General features: G+C 69.3%; 14 protein-coding genes. 1 reads left to right on the forward strand and 13 read right to left on the reverse strand.

Annotated features, from left to right (window positions below; translation table 11 throughout):
- Positions 1-4: 4 nt before the first annotated feature.
- Genes murC through mraZ form a run of 12 tightly spaced genes read right to left on the reverse strand, consistent with a single transcriptional unit; the run spans position 5 to position 13,565 of the window.
- Positions 5-1,423, reverse strand: a complete 1,419-nt coding sequence (murC, locus tag FMQ63_RS04355; RefSeq protein ID WP_011555557.1) for a UDP-N-acetylmuramate--L-alanine ligase — start codon at positions 1,421-1,423, stop codon at positions 5-7.
- Positions 1,420-2,571 (reverse strand): undecaprenyldiphospho-muramoylpentapeptide beta-N-acetylglucosaminyltransferase, encoded by a 1,152-nt coding sequence (murG, locus tag FMQ63_RS04360; RefSeq protein ID WP_011555558.1) that lies wholly within the window; start codon positions 2,569-2,571, stop codon positions 1,420-1,422. Before murG ends, murC begins: the two co-directional genes overlap by 4 nt.
- Positions 2,568-3,734, reverse strand: coding sequence for a putative lipid II flippase FtsW (ftsW, locus tag FMQ63_RS04365; RefSeq protein WP_011555559.1), 1,167 nt, complete (start codon positions 3,732-3,734; stop codon positions 2,568-2,570). The genes murG and ftsW overlap by 4 nt, the downstream gene beginning before the upstream one ends.
- Positions 3,735-3,738: 4 nt before the next feature.
- On the reverse strand, positions 3,739-5,106 hold the full coding sequence (murD, locus tag FMQ63_RS04370; RefSeq protein ID WP_011555560.1) for a UDP-N-acetylmuramoyl-L-alanine--D-glutamate ligase: 1,368 nt from the start codon (positions 5,104-5,106) through the stop codon (positions 3,739-3,741).
- A 19-nt stretch (positions 5,107-5,125) separates the two neighbouring features.
- Positions 5,126-6,304, reverse strand: coding sequence for a phospho-N-acetylmuramoyl-pentapeptide-transferase (gene mraY / locus FMQ63_RS04375; protein ID WP_011555561.1), 1,179 nt, complete (start codon positions 6,302-6,304; stop codon positions 5,126-5,128).
- Positions 6,304-7,704 carry a UDP-N-acetylmuramoyl-tripeptide--D-alanyl-D-alanine ligase gene (gene murF / locus FMQ63_RS04380; protein ID WP_011555562.1) on the reverse strand — a complete coding sequence of 467 codons (1,401 nt, stop codon included), beginning with the start codon at positions 7,702-7,704 and terminating at the stop codon, positions 6,304-6,306. Before murF ends, mraY begins: the two co-directional genes overlap by 1 nt.
- Before the next feature lie 48 nt (positions 7,705-7,752).
- Positions 7,753-9,276 (reverse strand): UDP-N-acetylmuramoyl-L-alanyl-D-glutamate--2,6-diaminopimelate ligase, encoded by a 1,524-nt coding sequence (locus tag FMQ63_RS04385; protein WP_011555563.1) that lies wholly within the window; start codon positions 9,274-9,276, stop codon positions 7,753-7,755.
- A gap of 51 nt (positions 9,277-9,327) precedes the next feature.
- Positions 9,328-11,346, reverse strand: coding sequence for a penicillin-binding protein (locus tag FMQ63_RS04390; protein ID WP_011555564.1), 2,019 nt, complete (start codon positions 11,344-11,346; stop codon positions 9,328-9,330).
- Positions 11,343-11,762, reverse strand: coding sequence for a cell division protein FtsL (locus FMQ63_RS04395; RefSeq protein ID WP_011555565.1), 420 nt, complete (start codon positions 11,760-11,762; stop codon positions 11,343-11,345). Before FMQ63_RS04395 ends, FMQ63_RS04390 begins: the two co-directional genes overlap by 4 nt.
- Positions 11,759-12,673, reverse strand: a complete 915-nt coding sequence (gene rsmH / locus FMQ63_RS04400; RefSeq protein WP_011555566.1) for a 16S rRNA (cytosine(1402)-N(4))-methyltransferase RsmH — start codon at positions 12,671-12,673, stop codon at positions 11,759-11,761. Before rsmH ends, FMQ63_RS04395 begins: the two co-directional genes overlap by 4 nt.
- 6 nt (positions 12,674-12,679) lie before the next feature.
- Positions 12,680-13,066, reverse strand: coding sequence for an STAS domain-containing protein (locus tag FMQ63_RS04405; protein WP_011555567.1), 387 nt, complete (start codon positions 13,064-13,066; stop codon positions 12,680-12,682).
- Between the two features lie 46 nt (positions 13,067-13,112).
- Complete coding sequence (gene mraZ, locus FMQ63_RS04410) at positions 13,113-13,565, reverse strand: division/cell wall cluster transcriptional repressor MraZ (protein ID WP_011555568.1); 453 nt, start codon at positions 13,563-13,565, stop codon at positions 13,113-13,115.
- Positions 13,566-13,829: 264 nt separating this feature from the next.
- Between mraZ and FMQ63_RS04415 the strand changes: the two genes are divergently transcribed.
- Positions 13,830-14,540, forward strand: coding sequence for a PilZ domain-containing protein (locus FMQ63_RS04415; RefSeq protein ID WP_026113772.1), 711 nt, complete (start codon positions 13,830-13,832; stop codon positions 14,538-14,540).
- Between the two features lie 21 nt (positions 14,541-14,561).
- Here FMQ63_RS04415 and FMQ63_RS04420 read toward each other — a convergent pair whose 3' ends face one another.
- Positions 14,562-16,367 (reverse strand): acyl-CoA dehydrogenase family protein, encoded by a 1,806-nt coding sequence (locus FMQ63_RS04420; RefSeq protein WP_011555570.1) that lies wholly within the window; start codon positions 16,365-16,367, stop codon positions 14,562-14,564.
- Positions 16,368-16,551 lie beyond the last annotated feature (184 nt).

Genomic DNA, 16,551 nt, shown 5'->3' on the forward strand with positions numbered 1-16,551 from the left:
GGCGCTAGTCCTTCGCCAGGGGGGTGGTGCGAAGCAGCTCGAGCAACTCCGGCCCCACGTGGGTGATGTCACCCGCTCCCAGCGTCAGCACCAGGTCACCCTCGCGCAGACGCGGCAGCAGCGCCGCCGGTAGGTCGGTGCGCTTCTCCACGAACGTGACGTCGCGGTGGCCGTGGGCGCGGACGGCGTCCGCCAGTGCGTCTCCCGTGGCGCCATGGATGCGCTCCTCACCCGCCGCGTAGACGCTGGTGACGAAGAGCACGTCCGAATCATTGAAGGAGGTGGTGAACTCCTTCATCAGGTCATGCGTGCGCGTGTAGCGGTGCGGCTGGAAGGCCACCACCACCCGGCGTCCGAAGGCCCGCCGCGCGCCGGCCAGCGTGGCCAGCACTTCCGTGGGGTGGTGCCCGTAGTCGTCCACCACGGTGATGCCCTGGGCTTCGCCGCGCACGGTGAAGCGCCGCTGCACGCCGCCGAACTCGGCCAGCGACTCGCGGACCGTCTCCAGCGGGATGTCCATCTCCTCCGCCACGGCGATGACGGCCAGCGCGTTGAAGGCGTTGTGCGCGCCCACCATCCGCACGCGGAACTCGCCCAGCGACTCCTCCCGGCGATAGGCGTTGAAGCGCGTGGTGAAGCCGTCCAGTTGGATGTTCTCCAGCCGGTAGTCCGCCATGTGCGAGCTGCCGTAGGTGACGAAGCGCTTCTCGATGCGCGGCAGCAGCGCCTGGACGTTGGGGTTGTCCAGGCACAGCACGTTGAGGCCGTAGAACGGCACCCGGTTGCAGAACTCCACGAAGGCGGACTGGAGCGTGTCCAGGTCGCCGTAGTGGTCCATGTGCTCCGGGTCGATGTTGGTGACGATGGCAATGGACGGATGCAGGTGGAGGAAGCTGCCGTCGCTCTCGTCGGCCTCCACCACCATCAGCTCGCTCTTGCCCAGCTTGGCGTTGGAGTCGAGCACGTTCACCTTGCCGCCCACCACCGCCGTCGGGTCCAGCCCCGCCGCGCTCAGCACGGTGGCCACCATGGACGTCGTCGTCGTCTTCCCGTGACTGCCGGCCACGGCGACCGCGTACTTCAGGCGCATCAACTCCGCGAGCATCTCCGCGCGGGGGATGACGGGAATCTTCCGCTGCCGGGCGGCGACCACCTCCGGGTTGTCCTTGCGCACCGCGGAGGAAATCACCACCACGTCCGCCTGAATCAGGTTCTGCGCGCGGTGGCCTTCGAAGAAGGTCGCGCCCATGCGCACCAGGCGCCGGGTGATGTCGCTCTCGCGCAAGTCTGAGCCGGACACCCGGTAGCCCAGGTTCAGCAGCACCTCGGCGATGCCGCTCATGCCGATACCACCGAGCCCCACGAAGTGGACCTGCGCCGCATGGCGCGTCTTGAAGAGGCTGGGGGGCTTGTTACGTGTCACGAATTGCTCCTGGGGGCCTTCTTCTCGGCTTCGATGGGGGTACGCTCGCGGCCGTTGGGGCCCCACGTCTGGACCATCAGGTCCACGCACACGTCCGCCAGTTCCTTGGCGGCCTCGGGACGGCCCAACAGGCCCGCCTTCTTCTCCATGCTCTTGAGGCGCTCCGGGTGGCTCTTCAGCTCACGCACCGTCTGCGCCAGCTTTTCCCCGGTGAGCTCCGACTCGCGAAACATCAGCGCCGCGCCAGCATCCACCAACGCCCGCGCGTTGACGGCCTGGTGGTCGTCCGTGGCGTGCGGGAAGGGAATCAGGATGCTGGCCTTCTTACAGACGGTCAGCTCCGCGAGGGTCGTCGCGCCGGCGCGACAGACGACGAGGTCCGCGCGGGCATAGGCGCTGGACATGTCGTCGATGAACTCGACCACCTCCGCCTGGAAGCCCTTGTCCGCGTAGCCCTTGCGCACCGACTCCAGGTCGTTCTTCCCCGTCTGGTGGACGAAGTGCAGGCTGTCCTTCAGGTCGCCCAGCGAATCCAGCGCTTCCGTCATCCGCTGGTTGATGCCCCGCGCACCCAGGCTGCCGCCGAAAACGAGCACGGAGAAGCGCTCGTGCGCGACGTGGCTGCGCAGGTAGTTGTCCATCAGCTTGCGGCGGATGGGGTTGCCGATGAGCTGGACCTTCTTCTCCGGGAAGAAGGCGCGCGCTTCCTCGAAGGCGATGAACACCACGCGCACGATGCGGCCCAGCACCTTGTTGGTGAAGCCGGGCAGCGCGTTCTGCTCCTGGATGGCGGTGGGGATGCCCATCAGCCACGCGGCCATCACCACCGGCCCGCTGGCGTAGCCACCCACGCCCACCACCACATCCGGCTTCTGCCGGGCGAGGATGCGAAAGGACTCGATGAAGGCCAGCGGCAGCGCGAAGAGCGCCTTGAGCAGGGACAAGAAGCCCTTGCCCTTGAGGCCCTGCACCTTCACCAGCTCCAGCGGATAACCTTCCTTCGGCACCACGCGCGACTCGATGCCGCGCTCGGTGCCCACGAAGACAACCTCGTTGCGGTGATGCCGTGTCACCACCTCTTCCGCCAGGGCGATGCCCGGAAAGAGATGTCCGCCCGTGCCCCCACCCGCGATGAGCACCTTCATCATGCCGCCACCTCCCGCATGTCGGTTCCCACCCGGCTGGGCCTCGCGACCCCCTGGGTGTTCGCGCTCAACGACAACAGCACTCCAGCCGCACCCATCAACACCACCAGCGACGAACCTCCGTACGACACGAAGGGCAGCGTCAGGCCCTTCGTCGGCAGCAACCCCATGGCCACGCACATGTTGACCGCGGCCTGGAACGCGATGATGGAGCTGATGCCCAGCCCCAGGTACGTTCCGAACGTCTCCCCCGCCGCCAGGCTGGCCCGGACGCCGCGCCACAGCACGACGCCGTACAGCACCACCAGCAGGCCCACGCCAATGAGGCCCGTCTCCTCGGCGATGATGGAGAAGATGAAGTCAGTGTGGGCTTCCGGCAGGAAGAAGAGCTTCTGCCGTCCGTCGCCCAGGCCCAGGCCCACCACGCCACCCGAACCGATGGACATCAGCGACTCGGCCACCTGGTAGCCCACGTCATGCCGGTGCGCCCACGGGTCCATGAAGGCCAGGATGCGCTTCATGCGGTACGGACTGGAGGCAATGGCCACGTAGGCCAGGGGCAACGCCAGCAGCACCATGCCGACCAGGTAGCTCAGCTTCGCGCCGGCCGCGAACAGCAGCACGAAGAGCATGAACACCAGCAGCACGCTGCTGCCGAAGTCGGGCTGCATCATACAAAGCAACACCAGGATGCCGCACAGCGCGAGGTGCGGAACGAAGCCCACGGAGAACTTCGCCACCTTCTCCCGCTTCTTCGCCAGCGAGTAGGACAGGTAGACGACCCAGGCGAACTTCGCCACCTCCGCCGGCTGCAGGCCAAAGCCCGGCAGGCGAATCCACCGCCGCGCGCCACCCGCCGTGCTGCCGATGCCGGGGATGTTCACCAGCACCAACAGGACGATGGCCGCCAGCAGCAGCGGATAGGCCCAGCGCGCCAGCCGGCGCCAGCCGACCTTCATGGCCACGGCCATGGCACCCAGCCCCAGGCCCGCGGCGACGAGCTGGCGCTTGAGGAAGTAGAGGCTGTCGCCCAGCTTGTCCTGCGCCAGCACCGCGCTGGCCGAGTACACCATCACCAGCCCGAAACTCACGAGCCCGAGCACCGCGCAAAGCAGCACCGGGTCGAAGCGCACGAGGGCGGAGGACGGAGGAGAAGGGTTCTTCATGCAGTCACAGCGCCTCCACCAGGCGCTTGAACGAATCGCCCCGGTCCTCGAAGTTCTTGAACTGATCGAAGGACGCGCACGCGGGCGACAGCAGCACCGTGTCACCCCGCTCCGCCAACTCCCGCGCCCGCGCCACCGCATGGGCCAGGGTGCCGCACGCGTGGACCTGCGCCGCGCCGGCATAGGCCCGGGCCAGCGTGTCCGCGTCGTCGCCGATGGTGAGCACGCCCTTCACCTTGCCCTGCCCCGCCTCCACCATGGGCGCGTACGGCGCGCCCTTGCCCTTGCCTCCGGCAATCAGCCACACGCCTTGGGAGAAGGCGCGCAACGCCACCAGCACCGAATCCACGTTGGTGGCCTTCGAGTCATTCACCCACTCGACGCCATCCAGCACGCGCACGCTCTCCAGCCGGTGCGGCAGGCCCGGGTAGCCGTCCAGCCCCGCCTGCACCGCGCCGGAGGCCACGCCGCCCAGGCGAGCCAGCAGCGCCGCCGCCATCGCGTTCTGCGCGTTGTGGGCGCCGCGCAGCGCGCGGTTCGTCAGCGTGTAGTGCTCGCCCAGGAAGGCCAGCCGGAAGCCGCCCGGCTCCACCACCGCCAGGCCCGCCAGCGCCGGAGCGTCCGCCACCGGCTTGCCCGTGAGGCTGAAGCCGTACACCGGCGCCTTCGCGGCACGCGCCAGGCCCAGCACGTCCGCGTCGTCCGCGTTCACCACCACGAAGTCACCGGCCTGCTGGTTCTGGAAGATGCGCGCCTTCGCCTCGCCGTATGCCGCGTGGCTGGGATAGCGGTCGATGTGGTCTGGCGTCAGGTTGAGGATGGCCGCGCCGCGAGGGCGCAGCGTGCGGATGCCCTCCAGTTGGTAGCTGGACAGCTCCACCACCAGCGCGTCCCAGTCCCCCGGGGACATGGCCGCCTCGCTGAAGGGCCGGCCCAGGTTTCCGCCCACGAAGGTGCGCTTGTCGCCGCTGGCGAAGAGCGTGCCGGTGAGCGCCGTGGTGGTGCTCTTGCCGTTGGTGCCGGTGATGCCGAACAGCGGCACGCCGGACAGCATGCGGCCCGCCAGTTCGACTTCGCCCCACACCGCCACGCCCGCCGCGCGCGCGGCCTGGATTTCCGGCAGCGCCAGCGGCACGCCCGGGCTCACCACCACCAGGTCCTGCGACGCGAGCAGCCCCGGAGGCGTGGGCCCGGACACCCGCGTGGCGCCCAGCGCCTTCACCTCGTGGGCCACCGCGCCCAGCGCGTCCTCGCCACGTGCGTCCAGCGCCGTGACGTCCGCGCCCTGCTGACGCAGCAGGCGCAGCGCGGCCACGCCGCTCTTCGCGAGCCCGAACACCAGCACCTTCTGACCGGACAGCGCCAACGTCATGGCCGTGCCACCTCCGGCTTCAGCGGAGCTTCAGGGACAGGAGCGCCACGCCACCACAGAGGATGGAGACGATCCAGAAACGGACGATGATCTTCGGCTCGGCCATCCCTTTGAGCTCGAAGTGATGGTGCACCGGCGCCATCTTGAAGACGCGCTTGCCCGTCATCTTGAAGGACGTGACCTGAATCATCACGCTCAGGATTTCGGCGAAGAAGATGCCGTGGATGATGGCGGACACCACCTCGTTCTTGGACAGCATCGCCAGCCCGCCCAGCGCGCCGCCCAGGGCCAGCGAGCCGATGTCGCCCATGAAGACGGAGGCCGGGTAGGTGTTGAACCACAGGAACGAGATGCCCGCACCGACGATGGCCGCGCAGAACACCGCCAGCTCCGCGCCGCCCGGCACCTGGAGGATGCCCAGGTACTGGTACAGCGGCGTGGCCACCAGCTTCGACGCGCCGCCCACCACCTCGTAGTCCGCGATGCTCAGCGTGGTGCCCGCCACGTAGCAGAGCACCGCGAAGGTGATGGCGGACACGATGGTGGGGACGATGGCCAGACCATCCAGGCCGTCCGTGAGGTTCACCGCGTTGGACGTGCCCACGACAACAATCCACGCGAAGAAGACGTAGAACCAGCCCAGGTCCGGGTTGAACCAGCGCGTGGGGATGAAGGGCAGCGTCAGCTTGGTATTGATGAGCAGCGTGGGGCCGAAGGAGCCGTCCGGCAGCGTCCACGTCGTCAGCAGGCCGAACACGGCGACGAGGAAGAAGAAGGTCTGCAACACCATCTTCTTGCGCCCGGCCAGGCCCTTGGAGTTGCGCTTGGACAGCTTGAGCCAGTCATCCAGGAAGCCGATGAAGCCGTAGCCCAGCGTCAGCAGCAGCATCACCCAGACGGCGCGGCTCTTCAGGTCCGCGAACAGCAGCGTGCCCGCCGCGATGCACAGCAGGATGAGCGCGCCGCCCATGGTGGGCGTGCCCTTCTTCTTCTGGTGCGAGTCCGGCGTGTCCTCGCGCACGTTGCTCTGCCCGTGCTGCTTCAGCCGCAGCCGAGCGATGAGCTTGGGCCCGATGAGCATGCCCAGGAGGAGCGCGAAGACGCCCGCGGCGATGATGCGGAAGGTGGGGTAGCGCAGGAAGTTGAGAACGCGCCCCGCCTCGGAGTTCTGGATGACCTCGTAGAGGAGGTACAGCACTAGTGGTTTCCTCCGGGGGCGGCCGTGCCCGTCAGGGCGGCCACCACCCGCTCCAGCCGCATGCCGCGGCTGCCCTTCACCAGCACCACGTCACCTTCGCGAAGCCGCGGCGCCAACCACGCCATCAGCGGCTCCACGTCGGTGAAGTGGGCGGCGGATTCACCCATGGAAGCGGCCTCCCACCCCTTCAAGGAGCGGGGACCGAAAAATGCCGCCAGCGCCGCGTGCGAGGGAATCTGGCCGCCCAGGCGCGCGTGCTCCTCGAGCTCGCCCGGCCCCAGCTCCAGCATGTCCCCCAGCACCACCACGGCCCGGCCGCTCGCGGGCACCAGCGTGCCCAGCGTCTCCAGCGCGGCGTCCATGGAGGCCGGGTTGGCGTTGTAGCAGTCGTCGATGACCGTCACGCCGTGCTGCCCGTCCACCACGTTGAGGCGCCGCGAGTACGGCCGCGCCGACTCCAGGCCGCGCACGCACTCCTCCGGCGTGTAGCCCAGCGCCAGCGCCACCGCGAAGGCCGCTGTCGCGTTCTGCGCGTTGTGTGGCCCCACGAAGTGCAGCCGCACCGGCCACTCGCGGCCCAGGTGCCGCACCGTGGCCACCATGCCCTCGCGGCCCAGCGTCTTCACGTCCGCGAGCCGCACGTCCGCGTGCTCCGCCCGGCCGAACGTCAGCCGCTGCGCTCCGCTGCGCTCCGCCTGCGCGGGGATGAGCGCGTCGTCCACGTTCACCACGATGGTGGTGCCGTGCCCCATCTCCTGGAACAGCTCGCCCTCCGCCGCCGCCACGCCCTCGATGCTGCCCAGCCCTTCCAGGTGCTCGGGCTGGACCACCGTGATGACGCCCGCGTCCGGCTGGACGACGCGCGCCAGCCGCTCGATTTCCCCCGGCTGGTTCATCCCCACTTCGATGACCGCCGCGACGTGGCGCGGCTCCAGCCGGAAGAGCGTCAGCGGGACGCCAATCTCGTTATTGAGGTTGCCCTCGGTCTTCAGCGCCGGCCCGCGCGTGGCCAGGATGGCGCCCACCATCTCCTTGGTGGTCGTCTTCCCGTTGGAGCCACCCACCGCGCACACCGGAATCCGGAAGCGCTGACGGTGGTGCCGTCCCAGCGCGCCCAGGGCCCGCAGGGTGTCATCCACTTCATAGAGCGTCAGCCCGTCGGGCAGCGCGGGCAACGGGCGCCCGCGTGCCACCACCGCGCCAGCCGCCCCGCCCTTCGCCGCGGCGTCCACGAAAGCGTGGGCGTCGAAGCGCTCACCCACCAGGGCCACGAAGAGGCACCCGGGGGTGAGTGCCCGCGTGTCGGTACAGACGGTAGCGTAGGCGGCCGGGGCCGGGCCGCCACGCCGGGTCGCCCCGGTCGCCTGCACCACCTCTTCGTCGCTGAAGGAAGCTGCCATGGTGTGAGAGATGGGCGGGCGGGTCGACGGGGCTTGGGAGGCTCGGGCTCAGCCAGCGATGCGGTTGGCCAGCGCCTTCGCGGCCACCTGCCGGTCGTCGAACACGAGCTTCTCCTCGCCGACCTGCTGGTACGTCTCGTGGCCCTTGCCCGCGATGAGGACGACGTCGTCCGCGGACGCCAGGCTGATGGCCTGCTCGATGGCCGCGCGGCGGTCCGCGTCGACCAGGTAGCCCTTCTCACCGCTCTTCGCCTTGCCGGCGGAGATGCGGCGCAGGCCGCTCTTCTCGATGCCCGCGGTCACCTGCGAGATGATCTCCTCCGGGTCCTCGGTGCGGGGGTTGTCGCTGGTGACGACGGCCAGGTCGGCGCCCTCACCCGCCACCGCGCCCATCAGCGGACGCTTGCCCTTGTCGCGGTCCCCGCCGCAGCCGAACACCGCGATGACGCGGCCCTTGGCCAGCGAGCGCGCCGCCTCGATGGAGCGCTTGAGCGCGTCATCCGTGTGCGCGTAGTCCACCAGCACCGCGGGGGCGCCAGACGGACCGTAGTTCTCCACGCGCTCCATGCGGCCGGCCACCGGCATCATCCGCTCGATGCCTTCCTGCACGTCGCGCCGCGCGAAGCCCGCGCCCAGGCCAATGCCCACCGCCAGGAGGATGTTCTCCAGGTTGTGGGGCCCCAGGAGCTTGCTCTTGAGCGGGATGTCGCCGGCGGGCGTCTTCAGCACGCCCTTGATGCCCTGGAGCGAGAAGCTCACGTCGGCCGCGGAAATCTCCCCGGAGCCCTGACGGCTGAACTTCCACGCCATGCGCTTCTGGCCGCGCTGCTCGTTGTAGATGCGGCTGGCGTAGGTGTCGTCGCCGTTCACCACCGCCACGCCCGTGGCGGACAGGTTCTCCGCGAAGAGCTTCCGCTTGGACTGGAAGTAGTCCTCCATGTCCTTGTGGTAGTCGAGGTGGTCGCGGCTCAGGTTGGAGAAGCCCGCGGCCTTGAAGGTCAACCCGTGCACGCGCTCCTGCGCGAGCGCATGGCTGGACACCTCCATGATGACCGTCTCCACGCCCGCCTCCACCATCTCCCGGAGGATGCGGTGCAGCTCCAGCGGATCCGGCGTGGTGTTGGCGCACTCCACCGTGCGGCCAGCGAACTTGTAGCCCAGCGTCCCGATGACGCCGGTGGACGCGTACGCTGCGGTGCTCATGGCCTCCAGCAGGTAGCTGGTGGTCGTCTTCCCGTTCGTACCGGTGATGCCCAGCAACGTCAGCTGGTCCGCCGGGCGGCCGTAGAAGTTGGCCGCGATGAGCGCCAGCGCCTTTCGAGCGCTGCTCACCTTGAAGAAGGGCACCTGAGAGGACGGCACCGGCTTCTCCGACACCACCGCCACGGCGCCACGGGACACGGCCTCACCGATGAACTGGGCCCCATCCTCCTTCGTGCCAGGAATGGCGACGAACAGGTCTCCCGGCTTCACGCGCCGCGAGTCCTGCGTCACACCGGTGACGTCAACCGCGGAACGGCCGCCCGAGGTCTGCTCGGCACCACATCCTGCGAGGACATCCGTCAGCTTCATCTCTTCCCCTTCACACGCATTGCAAGAGCGGGGCCTGGAGCGGACGCGGCCTTATTGCCGCGCGGCGAGCTCCAGCGTCACCCGGGCCCCCTTCTCCACCAGTGAACCGGCGGCGGGGGTTTGAGATACCACGCGTCCACTGCCCAATACCTGTGGCTCCAGCGCCGCGGCGAGCAGCTTCACCACGGCCTCACGTCCTACTTCTCCCTGAAGGTCCGGCACACGCACCGTGCCGGGTTCAGGGGTCTCCGTCACCGCGTCCGCCAGTGCCGTCCGGGCGGCACCGGAGGCATTCGCCCCCGGTTTCGCCGCGGCAGGCGCAGGGGACTCGGCGGCCACGGCCACCTCGGGTGCCACCGTCCGGGACGGGGGCACGGCCAGGTGAGCCATGGCGGCGGTCGCAATCTCCTTGAAAGCAGGGGCAGCCACGGTCCCCCCGTATACGTCCGTCTTGGGTTCGTCCACTACGACAAGAATCACTGCTCGCGGAGACTCGGCCGGTACCACCCCAACAAAGGAGGCGATCCGCTTGTCCGAATACCCCCGCGCCACCGGGTCTGCCTTCTGCGCGGTGCCCGTCTTTCCGGCCACCCGGTAGTCCTCCATGGCGGCCTTGGTGGCCGTCCCTCCCTTGACCACCACGCTTTCGAGCATGCCCACGACCTGCCGGGCGACCTTCGCGGAGACCGCCCTGCGCAGCTCCGTGGGACGGTTTTCCAGCAGAACGACACCGTCCGGGTCCACCACCTTCGACACCAGATAGGGCCGCATCAGCACCCCATCGTTGGCCAGCGCACCATAGGCGGCCGCAATCTGCACCGCCGTGGCCGTCATCCCCTGTCCGAAGGACTGGGTGGCCAGGGAGACTTCCGCCTTCGGGAACGGCAGGACGCCGCGCCCCTCTCCCGGCAGGGACAGGCCGGTGCGCTCGGCGAAGCCGAAGGACTGGTAGCCCTTCACGAACTTCTCCCGTCCCATGGCCTGGGCAATCTTCGCCATACAGATGTTGGAGGACTTCTGGAGGATGCCCTGCGGGGTGAGCCAGCCGTAGGAATGGGTGTCGTTGATGGTATGGCGGCCCACCCGCCAGGCGCCATTCTCACAGAAGAAGAGGCTGTCGGCGGTGATGGCCTTCTCTTCCATCGCCGCGGCCACCACGAAGGCCTTCAGCGTGGAGCCCGGCTCGAAGGTGTCCAGGGCGGCGCGGTTGCGCATGCCCGAGCGCGAGCTGGACTCCGGCGTATTGGGGTTGAAGCGCGGGTGGTTGGCGACGGCGAGCAGCTCGCCCGTGCGCGGATCCAACACCACCGCCATGCCGGCCACGGCCTTGGCGTCCTCCACCGCGCGGCTGAGCGCCTTCTCCGCGACGTACTGGAGGTGGCGGTCCAACGTGAGGGTGACGGCGGCGCCCTGGCGCTGGAGCGGATCCAACGCGCCCTGCACCAGCAGCTTGCGGCCCTTGGCGTCACGGAAGCCGGAGGTGGAGGAGTTCTGCCCGGACAGCTCGTCCTGGAAGGCCAACTCCAGGCCCTCCAGGCCGCGGCCGTCCATGCCCACCGTGCCCACCACGTGGGCGCCCAGCTCTCGCTGGGGGTAGAATCGCTTGGGCTCCTTGGAGAAGCCCATGCCCGGCAGCGCCAGCGCCTTCACCGCGGCGACCTCGGCGGGCTTGGCCTGGCGTTTCACCCAGGCGAAGCGCTTGGCCCGGGCCAGGCGCGCGCCCAGCTCGTCCGGGTCCAGCTTCAGCGCCTTGGCCAGCGCCCGGGACGCGGCCTTCACGTCGGGCAGCATGGAGGGGTCCACCCAGATGGAGTCCACCTCCACGCTCTGGGCCAGCGGCGTGCCGCGCCGGTCGAAGATGTCGCCGCGGCGGGCCGGAATCTCGATGTGCCGGACGTACTGGTCCTGCGCCATGCCGCGCAGCTTCTCCTGCTCGAAGACCTGGAGCTGCACCGCACGACCAAAGGCGACGCCGAGCAGCATCAGGAACAGCCCGAACAGCAGCCGTACCCGCAGCTTCAGCCACTTCGCGTTGGGCTCGGGAGCCCGCGCCGCCTTGAAATCCCTCACCGACTGGCTCCGGCTCGGCCCGCCACGCGGACGGTGGGCTGCGTGGCGTCCGGGACCTCCGCGCGCGCCCCGCTGTCACGCGCCGGCTTCTCCGCCGACAGCGACACCACGGCGCCGCCGCGCGGCATGGCCATGTTCAACTGCTCGCGCGCCACGCGCTCCAGCCGGCCCGGCGCCTTGAGCGTGGCCAGTTCCAGCTTCAGCCGGTCATTCTCGCGCGTGAGGATGCGGCTCTCCGCCTCCTCGCGCGACAGGCGGTAGCCCATGTCCACCACCAGCACCCGGCTGGTGACGTGCAGGATGCCCACCGCCACGAAGAGGGCGAAGAGGCACACGGCCGGCAGCAGGTGCAGCAGCACGCCGCCCACCGTCACGGAAGAACGCAACGCCGACACCCGGGAGTGCACCTTGCTCATCGGAGTTTCTCCACCACGCGCAGATGCGCGCTGCGTGAACGGGGATTGGCCTCGACCTCCGCCTCGGAGGCGGCCACGGCCTTCTTCGTCACCAGGGCAAAATCACCCACCCCGCTGCATACGCACACGGGCAGGCCCGGCGGACAGGTGCAGCGCCCCGCGAGCGCGCGGAACGCCTCCTTCACCTTCCGGTCCTCCAGGGAATGGAAGGCGATGACGGCAGCGCGGCCCCCCACCTTGAGGAGCCCGGGGATGGCGGCCAGCAGCGCGTCCAGCGCCTCCAGTTCGCCGTTGACGGCCATGCGCAGCGCCTGAAAGGTCCGGGTGGCCACGTGGATGCGGTTGGGCCACGCCTTGCGCGGCACCGCCCGCTTCACGACCTCCGCGGCCTCCAGCGTGCGCGTGGGCAGGGCCTTCTTCAGCTCGCGGGCAATGGGCCGCGCGAAGGGCTCTTCACCGTAGTCCTTGAGGATGCGGACCAGCTCGCGCTCGTCCGTGGTGGCGATCAGCTCCGCCGCCGTCGGGCCGTCCGGCCCCATGCGCATGTCCAGCGGGCCGTCCTTGGAGAAGGAGAAGCCGCGCTCGGCCACGTCGAGTTGCGGCGACGACACGCCCAGGTCCACCAGCACGCCATCCACGGGCAGCAGGTCCGCGGCGACGCGGGGCAGCTCGGCGAAATTGCCGGCACGGCCCTGGAAGCGCGGGTTCGCGCCCAGGCGCGCGGTGGCCGCGGCGAGCGCCACCGGATCCCGGTCCACGCCGACCACCGTGGCGCCCGAGGCCAGCAGCGCCTCCGAGTGGCCACCGCCACCCAGCGTCCCGTCAATGATGACCCGCCCATCCGCCGGCCGGAGCAGATCCACTGCTTCCCGCAGGAGGACGGTCTGGTGCTGGAAGTCCGAAGCCGTCACGGGCCGTCAGACGAAGGGGGCCCGTGCCAGCGCGAAGGCGGCTCGGGCATCGTTCATGTGCGGGTAGATTTCGAAACAGTCGTGCGCGCCGGCCGCGCGGAAGATGGCGGCCAGGTACGGCGACAGTCCGGACAGCTTCACGTCCCCGCCGGCGCGGCGGAAGGCATCCGTGCGCGCCATCAGCGGCTTGACGCCGCGGTAGTTCAGGTGCCCCACGTCCCCGAAGTCCAGCACCACCTGACGCGTGCCGCGCTGCAGCTTGCGGCCCAGGTCGTCGCACAGCTCGAGCAGGTCCTGCTCGCTCAGCTCGCCCTCCAGCATGAGCGTCTCGACACGGCCGGCGGCAATCGCCGCGCCCGCCAACCCTGGCCGAACCTCCAGAACCTGGTTCATACGCTTGCCACCCTCCCGGTACTTCGGGGTCCTGTCGACTTTCCCGTCACGCTTGCCGCAGCTCGGCGAGCACCTTCATCACATCCGCGGAGGTCGCTTCCTGGCGCGCTTCTTCCTGCGCCTTCGCCCACCCCTCCCGGCTCCACAGCTCGATGACCTTCACCATCCCCGCCCACACCACTTCCTTCTCCAGCCCCGCATAGGAGCGGAGCGTCGGAGGGATGAGCAGGCGCCCCAGCTTGTCCAGCGGGCACTCCTGCGCGCTGGCCACGTACAAGCGCATCAGCGTCTTCACCCCAGGCTCCATCGGGTTGCGCTTGGCCAACGACAGCTCCAGCGCTTCCCACTCCCGCACCGGGTAGGCGTGGAGGCATCGGTCGAGCGCCGTCGTGAGGATGAGCCTCTCGTCGTAGGCGCCCACCAGCGTGTCCCGGAGCTTCGCCGGGAGGCTCGTCCGCCCCTTCGCGTCGATCTGGTGCTCATAGACGCCTCGGAACACTCGGGACGATCCACCTTTTCAGCCCGCTGAGGGATGAACCTCCACTCCTTCCCACTCCTTACCACTTCCGGGCGGCATACATACGCGCCCCACCTGGGGGGGTCAAGAAACCGCAACAGGTTGAAACAGCGGTTTGTCCGCGCCGGACGTCCGGAAAGGCCGTCACACCTGGAAGGTCCAGTGGTTGGCGCCGTACGACGCCCTACCTATTGCGCTGGGGTAAACTTGAGTTCCCCCCTGACCCAGGCGCAAAGTGTCAGTCGCGTGAACACGAACGTTCGGCTGAAGGTGGCCTACAAGACGCCGCAGTCCCTGGTGGGGGAGTACACGCGCAGTGTCGGACTGGGGGGTGTCACCCTGGAGACGCGCCGCAGCCTGCCCCTGGGAACCCGCTTCACCTTCGAACTCCATGCGGGCGGTGTGCCTCGGCCCGTGGAAGTGCTGGGGGAAGTGGTCCAGGTCGTCCCACACGAGGAGTCCCAGCGCTTCCTCCTCACCGTCCGCTATGGGGTCGGAGAAGACCGCAGCGCGTTGGACGCCATCCTCCAGCGCATCTACTCCGCCGATGAACACTCCGGCCTGCGCCGCTTCCCACGGCTGCCCCTGTACCTGCGCGCCGTGGAGGCGGCCCCCCTGTCCCCGGGCTTCGTCGTCCGGGACATCTCCCGGGGCGGCGTGGGCCTGGAGGTGCAGGCCCCTTCCTTGCCGCGCCAGGTGAAGGTGGGCACGCCCTTCCTGCTGGAGATGGACTTCCGGGAGGGGCCCATGATGCTGCACGGCGAGGTGGTGTGGACCTCCACGGTGCCCCGGAAGAACTCGGGGACGGTGGCGCCGGGCTTCGGCGCCACCTTCGGCCGGCTCCGGCCGGACATGCAGCAGCGGCTGGAGGGGCTGTTGTCCCTGGCCACGCTGCCGCCCGTCCCCTGGAAGGCCCGGGTGAGCTTCGGCATGGAGGCCGTCGCGCGGATGCCGTGACGGCTCGGAGGCCCCCGCGGGCTACACCGCGCCCAGGGGGTAGCCGCCCGCGGACTCCAGGGCCGCCACCACCGTCTCCCGCAGCGCCGCCGGGTCATATGGCGTGAAGACGTCCAGCGTGCCCAGGCGCTCGAGCTCCTGGTCGAGCGCGCCCCCCTTCAACGTGGCGCACAGCGCGCGGCGCGTCCTGTCGTAGGCGCGGGGGATGGCGTCCAGTGCGTAGAGCTGCGTCATCGCCACCCGCACCGGGTCCAACGCGCCGGACGTGGCGGCCTGGCGCGTGCGCGTCACCATGGAGTCCAGGGCGAAGGCGTCCATCACCACGTCCGACAGGGCCGCGAGCACCTCCTGGTGCTGCTCCAGTTCCGGGCCGAACGTCTCCGCCGCCACGCGCAGGCCGTGGAGCGCCAGGTGCTTGGCGGCCTCGGCGGCGACCTCCTGCGGGGCCAGGGCGTCCTGCACGCGCGCGCGGGGCCGCTCGCCCCGGGACAGCTCCTCCGCCACGTTGCCGGCCATGGCGAACAGCGGCAGGTCCCCCCTCACCGCGCGCTTGAGGAGCATGCCGGTGATGAGCATGCGGTTGATTTCGTTGGTGCCCTCGAAGATGCGGTTGATGCGCGCGTCGCGGTACGAGCGCTCCACCGGGTACTCCTCGATGTAGCCCGCGCCGCCGTGGAGCTGGACGGCGTCATCCACGAGGTGGCCGAAGGACTCCGAGCCGTGCACCTTCATGATGGAAGACTCGATGGCGTACTCCTCCACCGCCTCCAGGAGGCGCGCCTCGTAGTCCGGGGCGTCCTTGTCCCCCTGCCCCAGGCGCGCATCCACGAGCCCGGCGGTGCGGTACGTCATGCTCTCCACCGCGTAGACGAGCGCGGCCATGCGGGCCAGCTTCTCGCGTGACAGCGGGAACTGGACGATGGGCGCGTTGAACTGCTTGCGCTCCTGCGTGAAGCGCAGCGCGTTCTGGAGCTGGAGCTTCATGCCCCCCAGCACGCCCGCGCCCAGCTTGAGACGGCCGTAGTTGAGGATGTTGAAGGCAATCTTGTGGCCCTTGCCCACCTCGCCCAGCTGGTTCTCCACCGGGACGCGCGCGTCCTCGAAGTAGAGCGGGCACGTGGAAGAGCCCCGGATGCCCATCTTGTGCTCCTCCGGCCCCACGGTGAGGCCGGGCGTGTCCTTCTCCACGATGAAGCCGGTGAACTTGTCCCCGTCCACCTTGGCGAAGACGACAAACACGTCCGCGAAGGCCGCGTTGGTGATGTAGAGCTTGGAGCCGTTGAGAATCCAGTGCTTGCCGTCGGGGGACAGGACTGCCTTCGTCTTCGCGCCCAGCGCGTCACTGCCGCTGCCCTGCTCCGTGAGCGCATAGGCCGCCACCCATTCCCCCGTGGCCAGCTTCGGCAGGTACTTCGCCTTCTGCTCGGCGTTGCCGAACCAGACGATGGGCAACGTACCGATGCCGGTGTGCGCGCCGAACGTCACCGACCAGGAGCCGTTGAGGCTCATGGCCTCCGCCAGCAGCAGCGACGTCGTCTTGTCCAGGCCGGTGCCGCCGTAGGCCTCGGGGATATCCACGCTCAGCAGGCCCAGCTCGCCGGCCTGTCGCAGCAACTGGCGCAGGAGCGCGTTGTCCTTGGCCTCGATTCGCTCGGACAGGGGGAGGACCTGCTCACGGGAGAACTGGAGCGCCGTCTTGAAGAAGAGGCGCTGCTCCTCCGTGAAGGTCTCCGGGGTGAGGATGCGGGCCGAGCCCACCTCCTCGAAGAGGAACGCGCCCCCGAGAGCAAGCCCCTGCTGCGAAGTGGCCTTGGATGCGGCATCCATGAGTATCCCTCCAGCGGGCGAGCGCACCCCGCCCTGGGACCTGAATCTAATCCTCCGGCTGGAAGTCGCCCGCGAAGACCCGGCGAGTCCTCGCCAGTCCACTGCCCTGCTTCGCTTCAGATGAAGTTCGCTGTCCGGCAGGCAGCGCCTTCCCGTAAGCAAACGGGCGAGCGGTGCCCTTCAA

The organism is Myxococcus sp. CA005, assembly GCF_006518205.1.
GTDB lineage: Bacteria > Myxococcota > Myxococcia > Myxococcales > Myxococcaceae > Myxococcus > Myxococcus xanthus.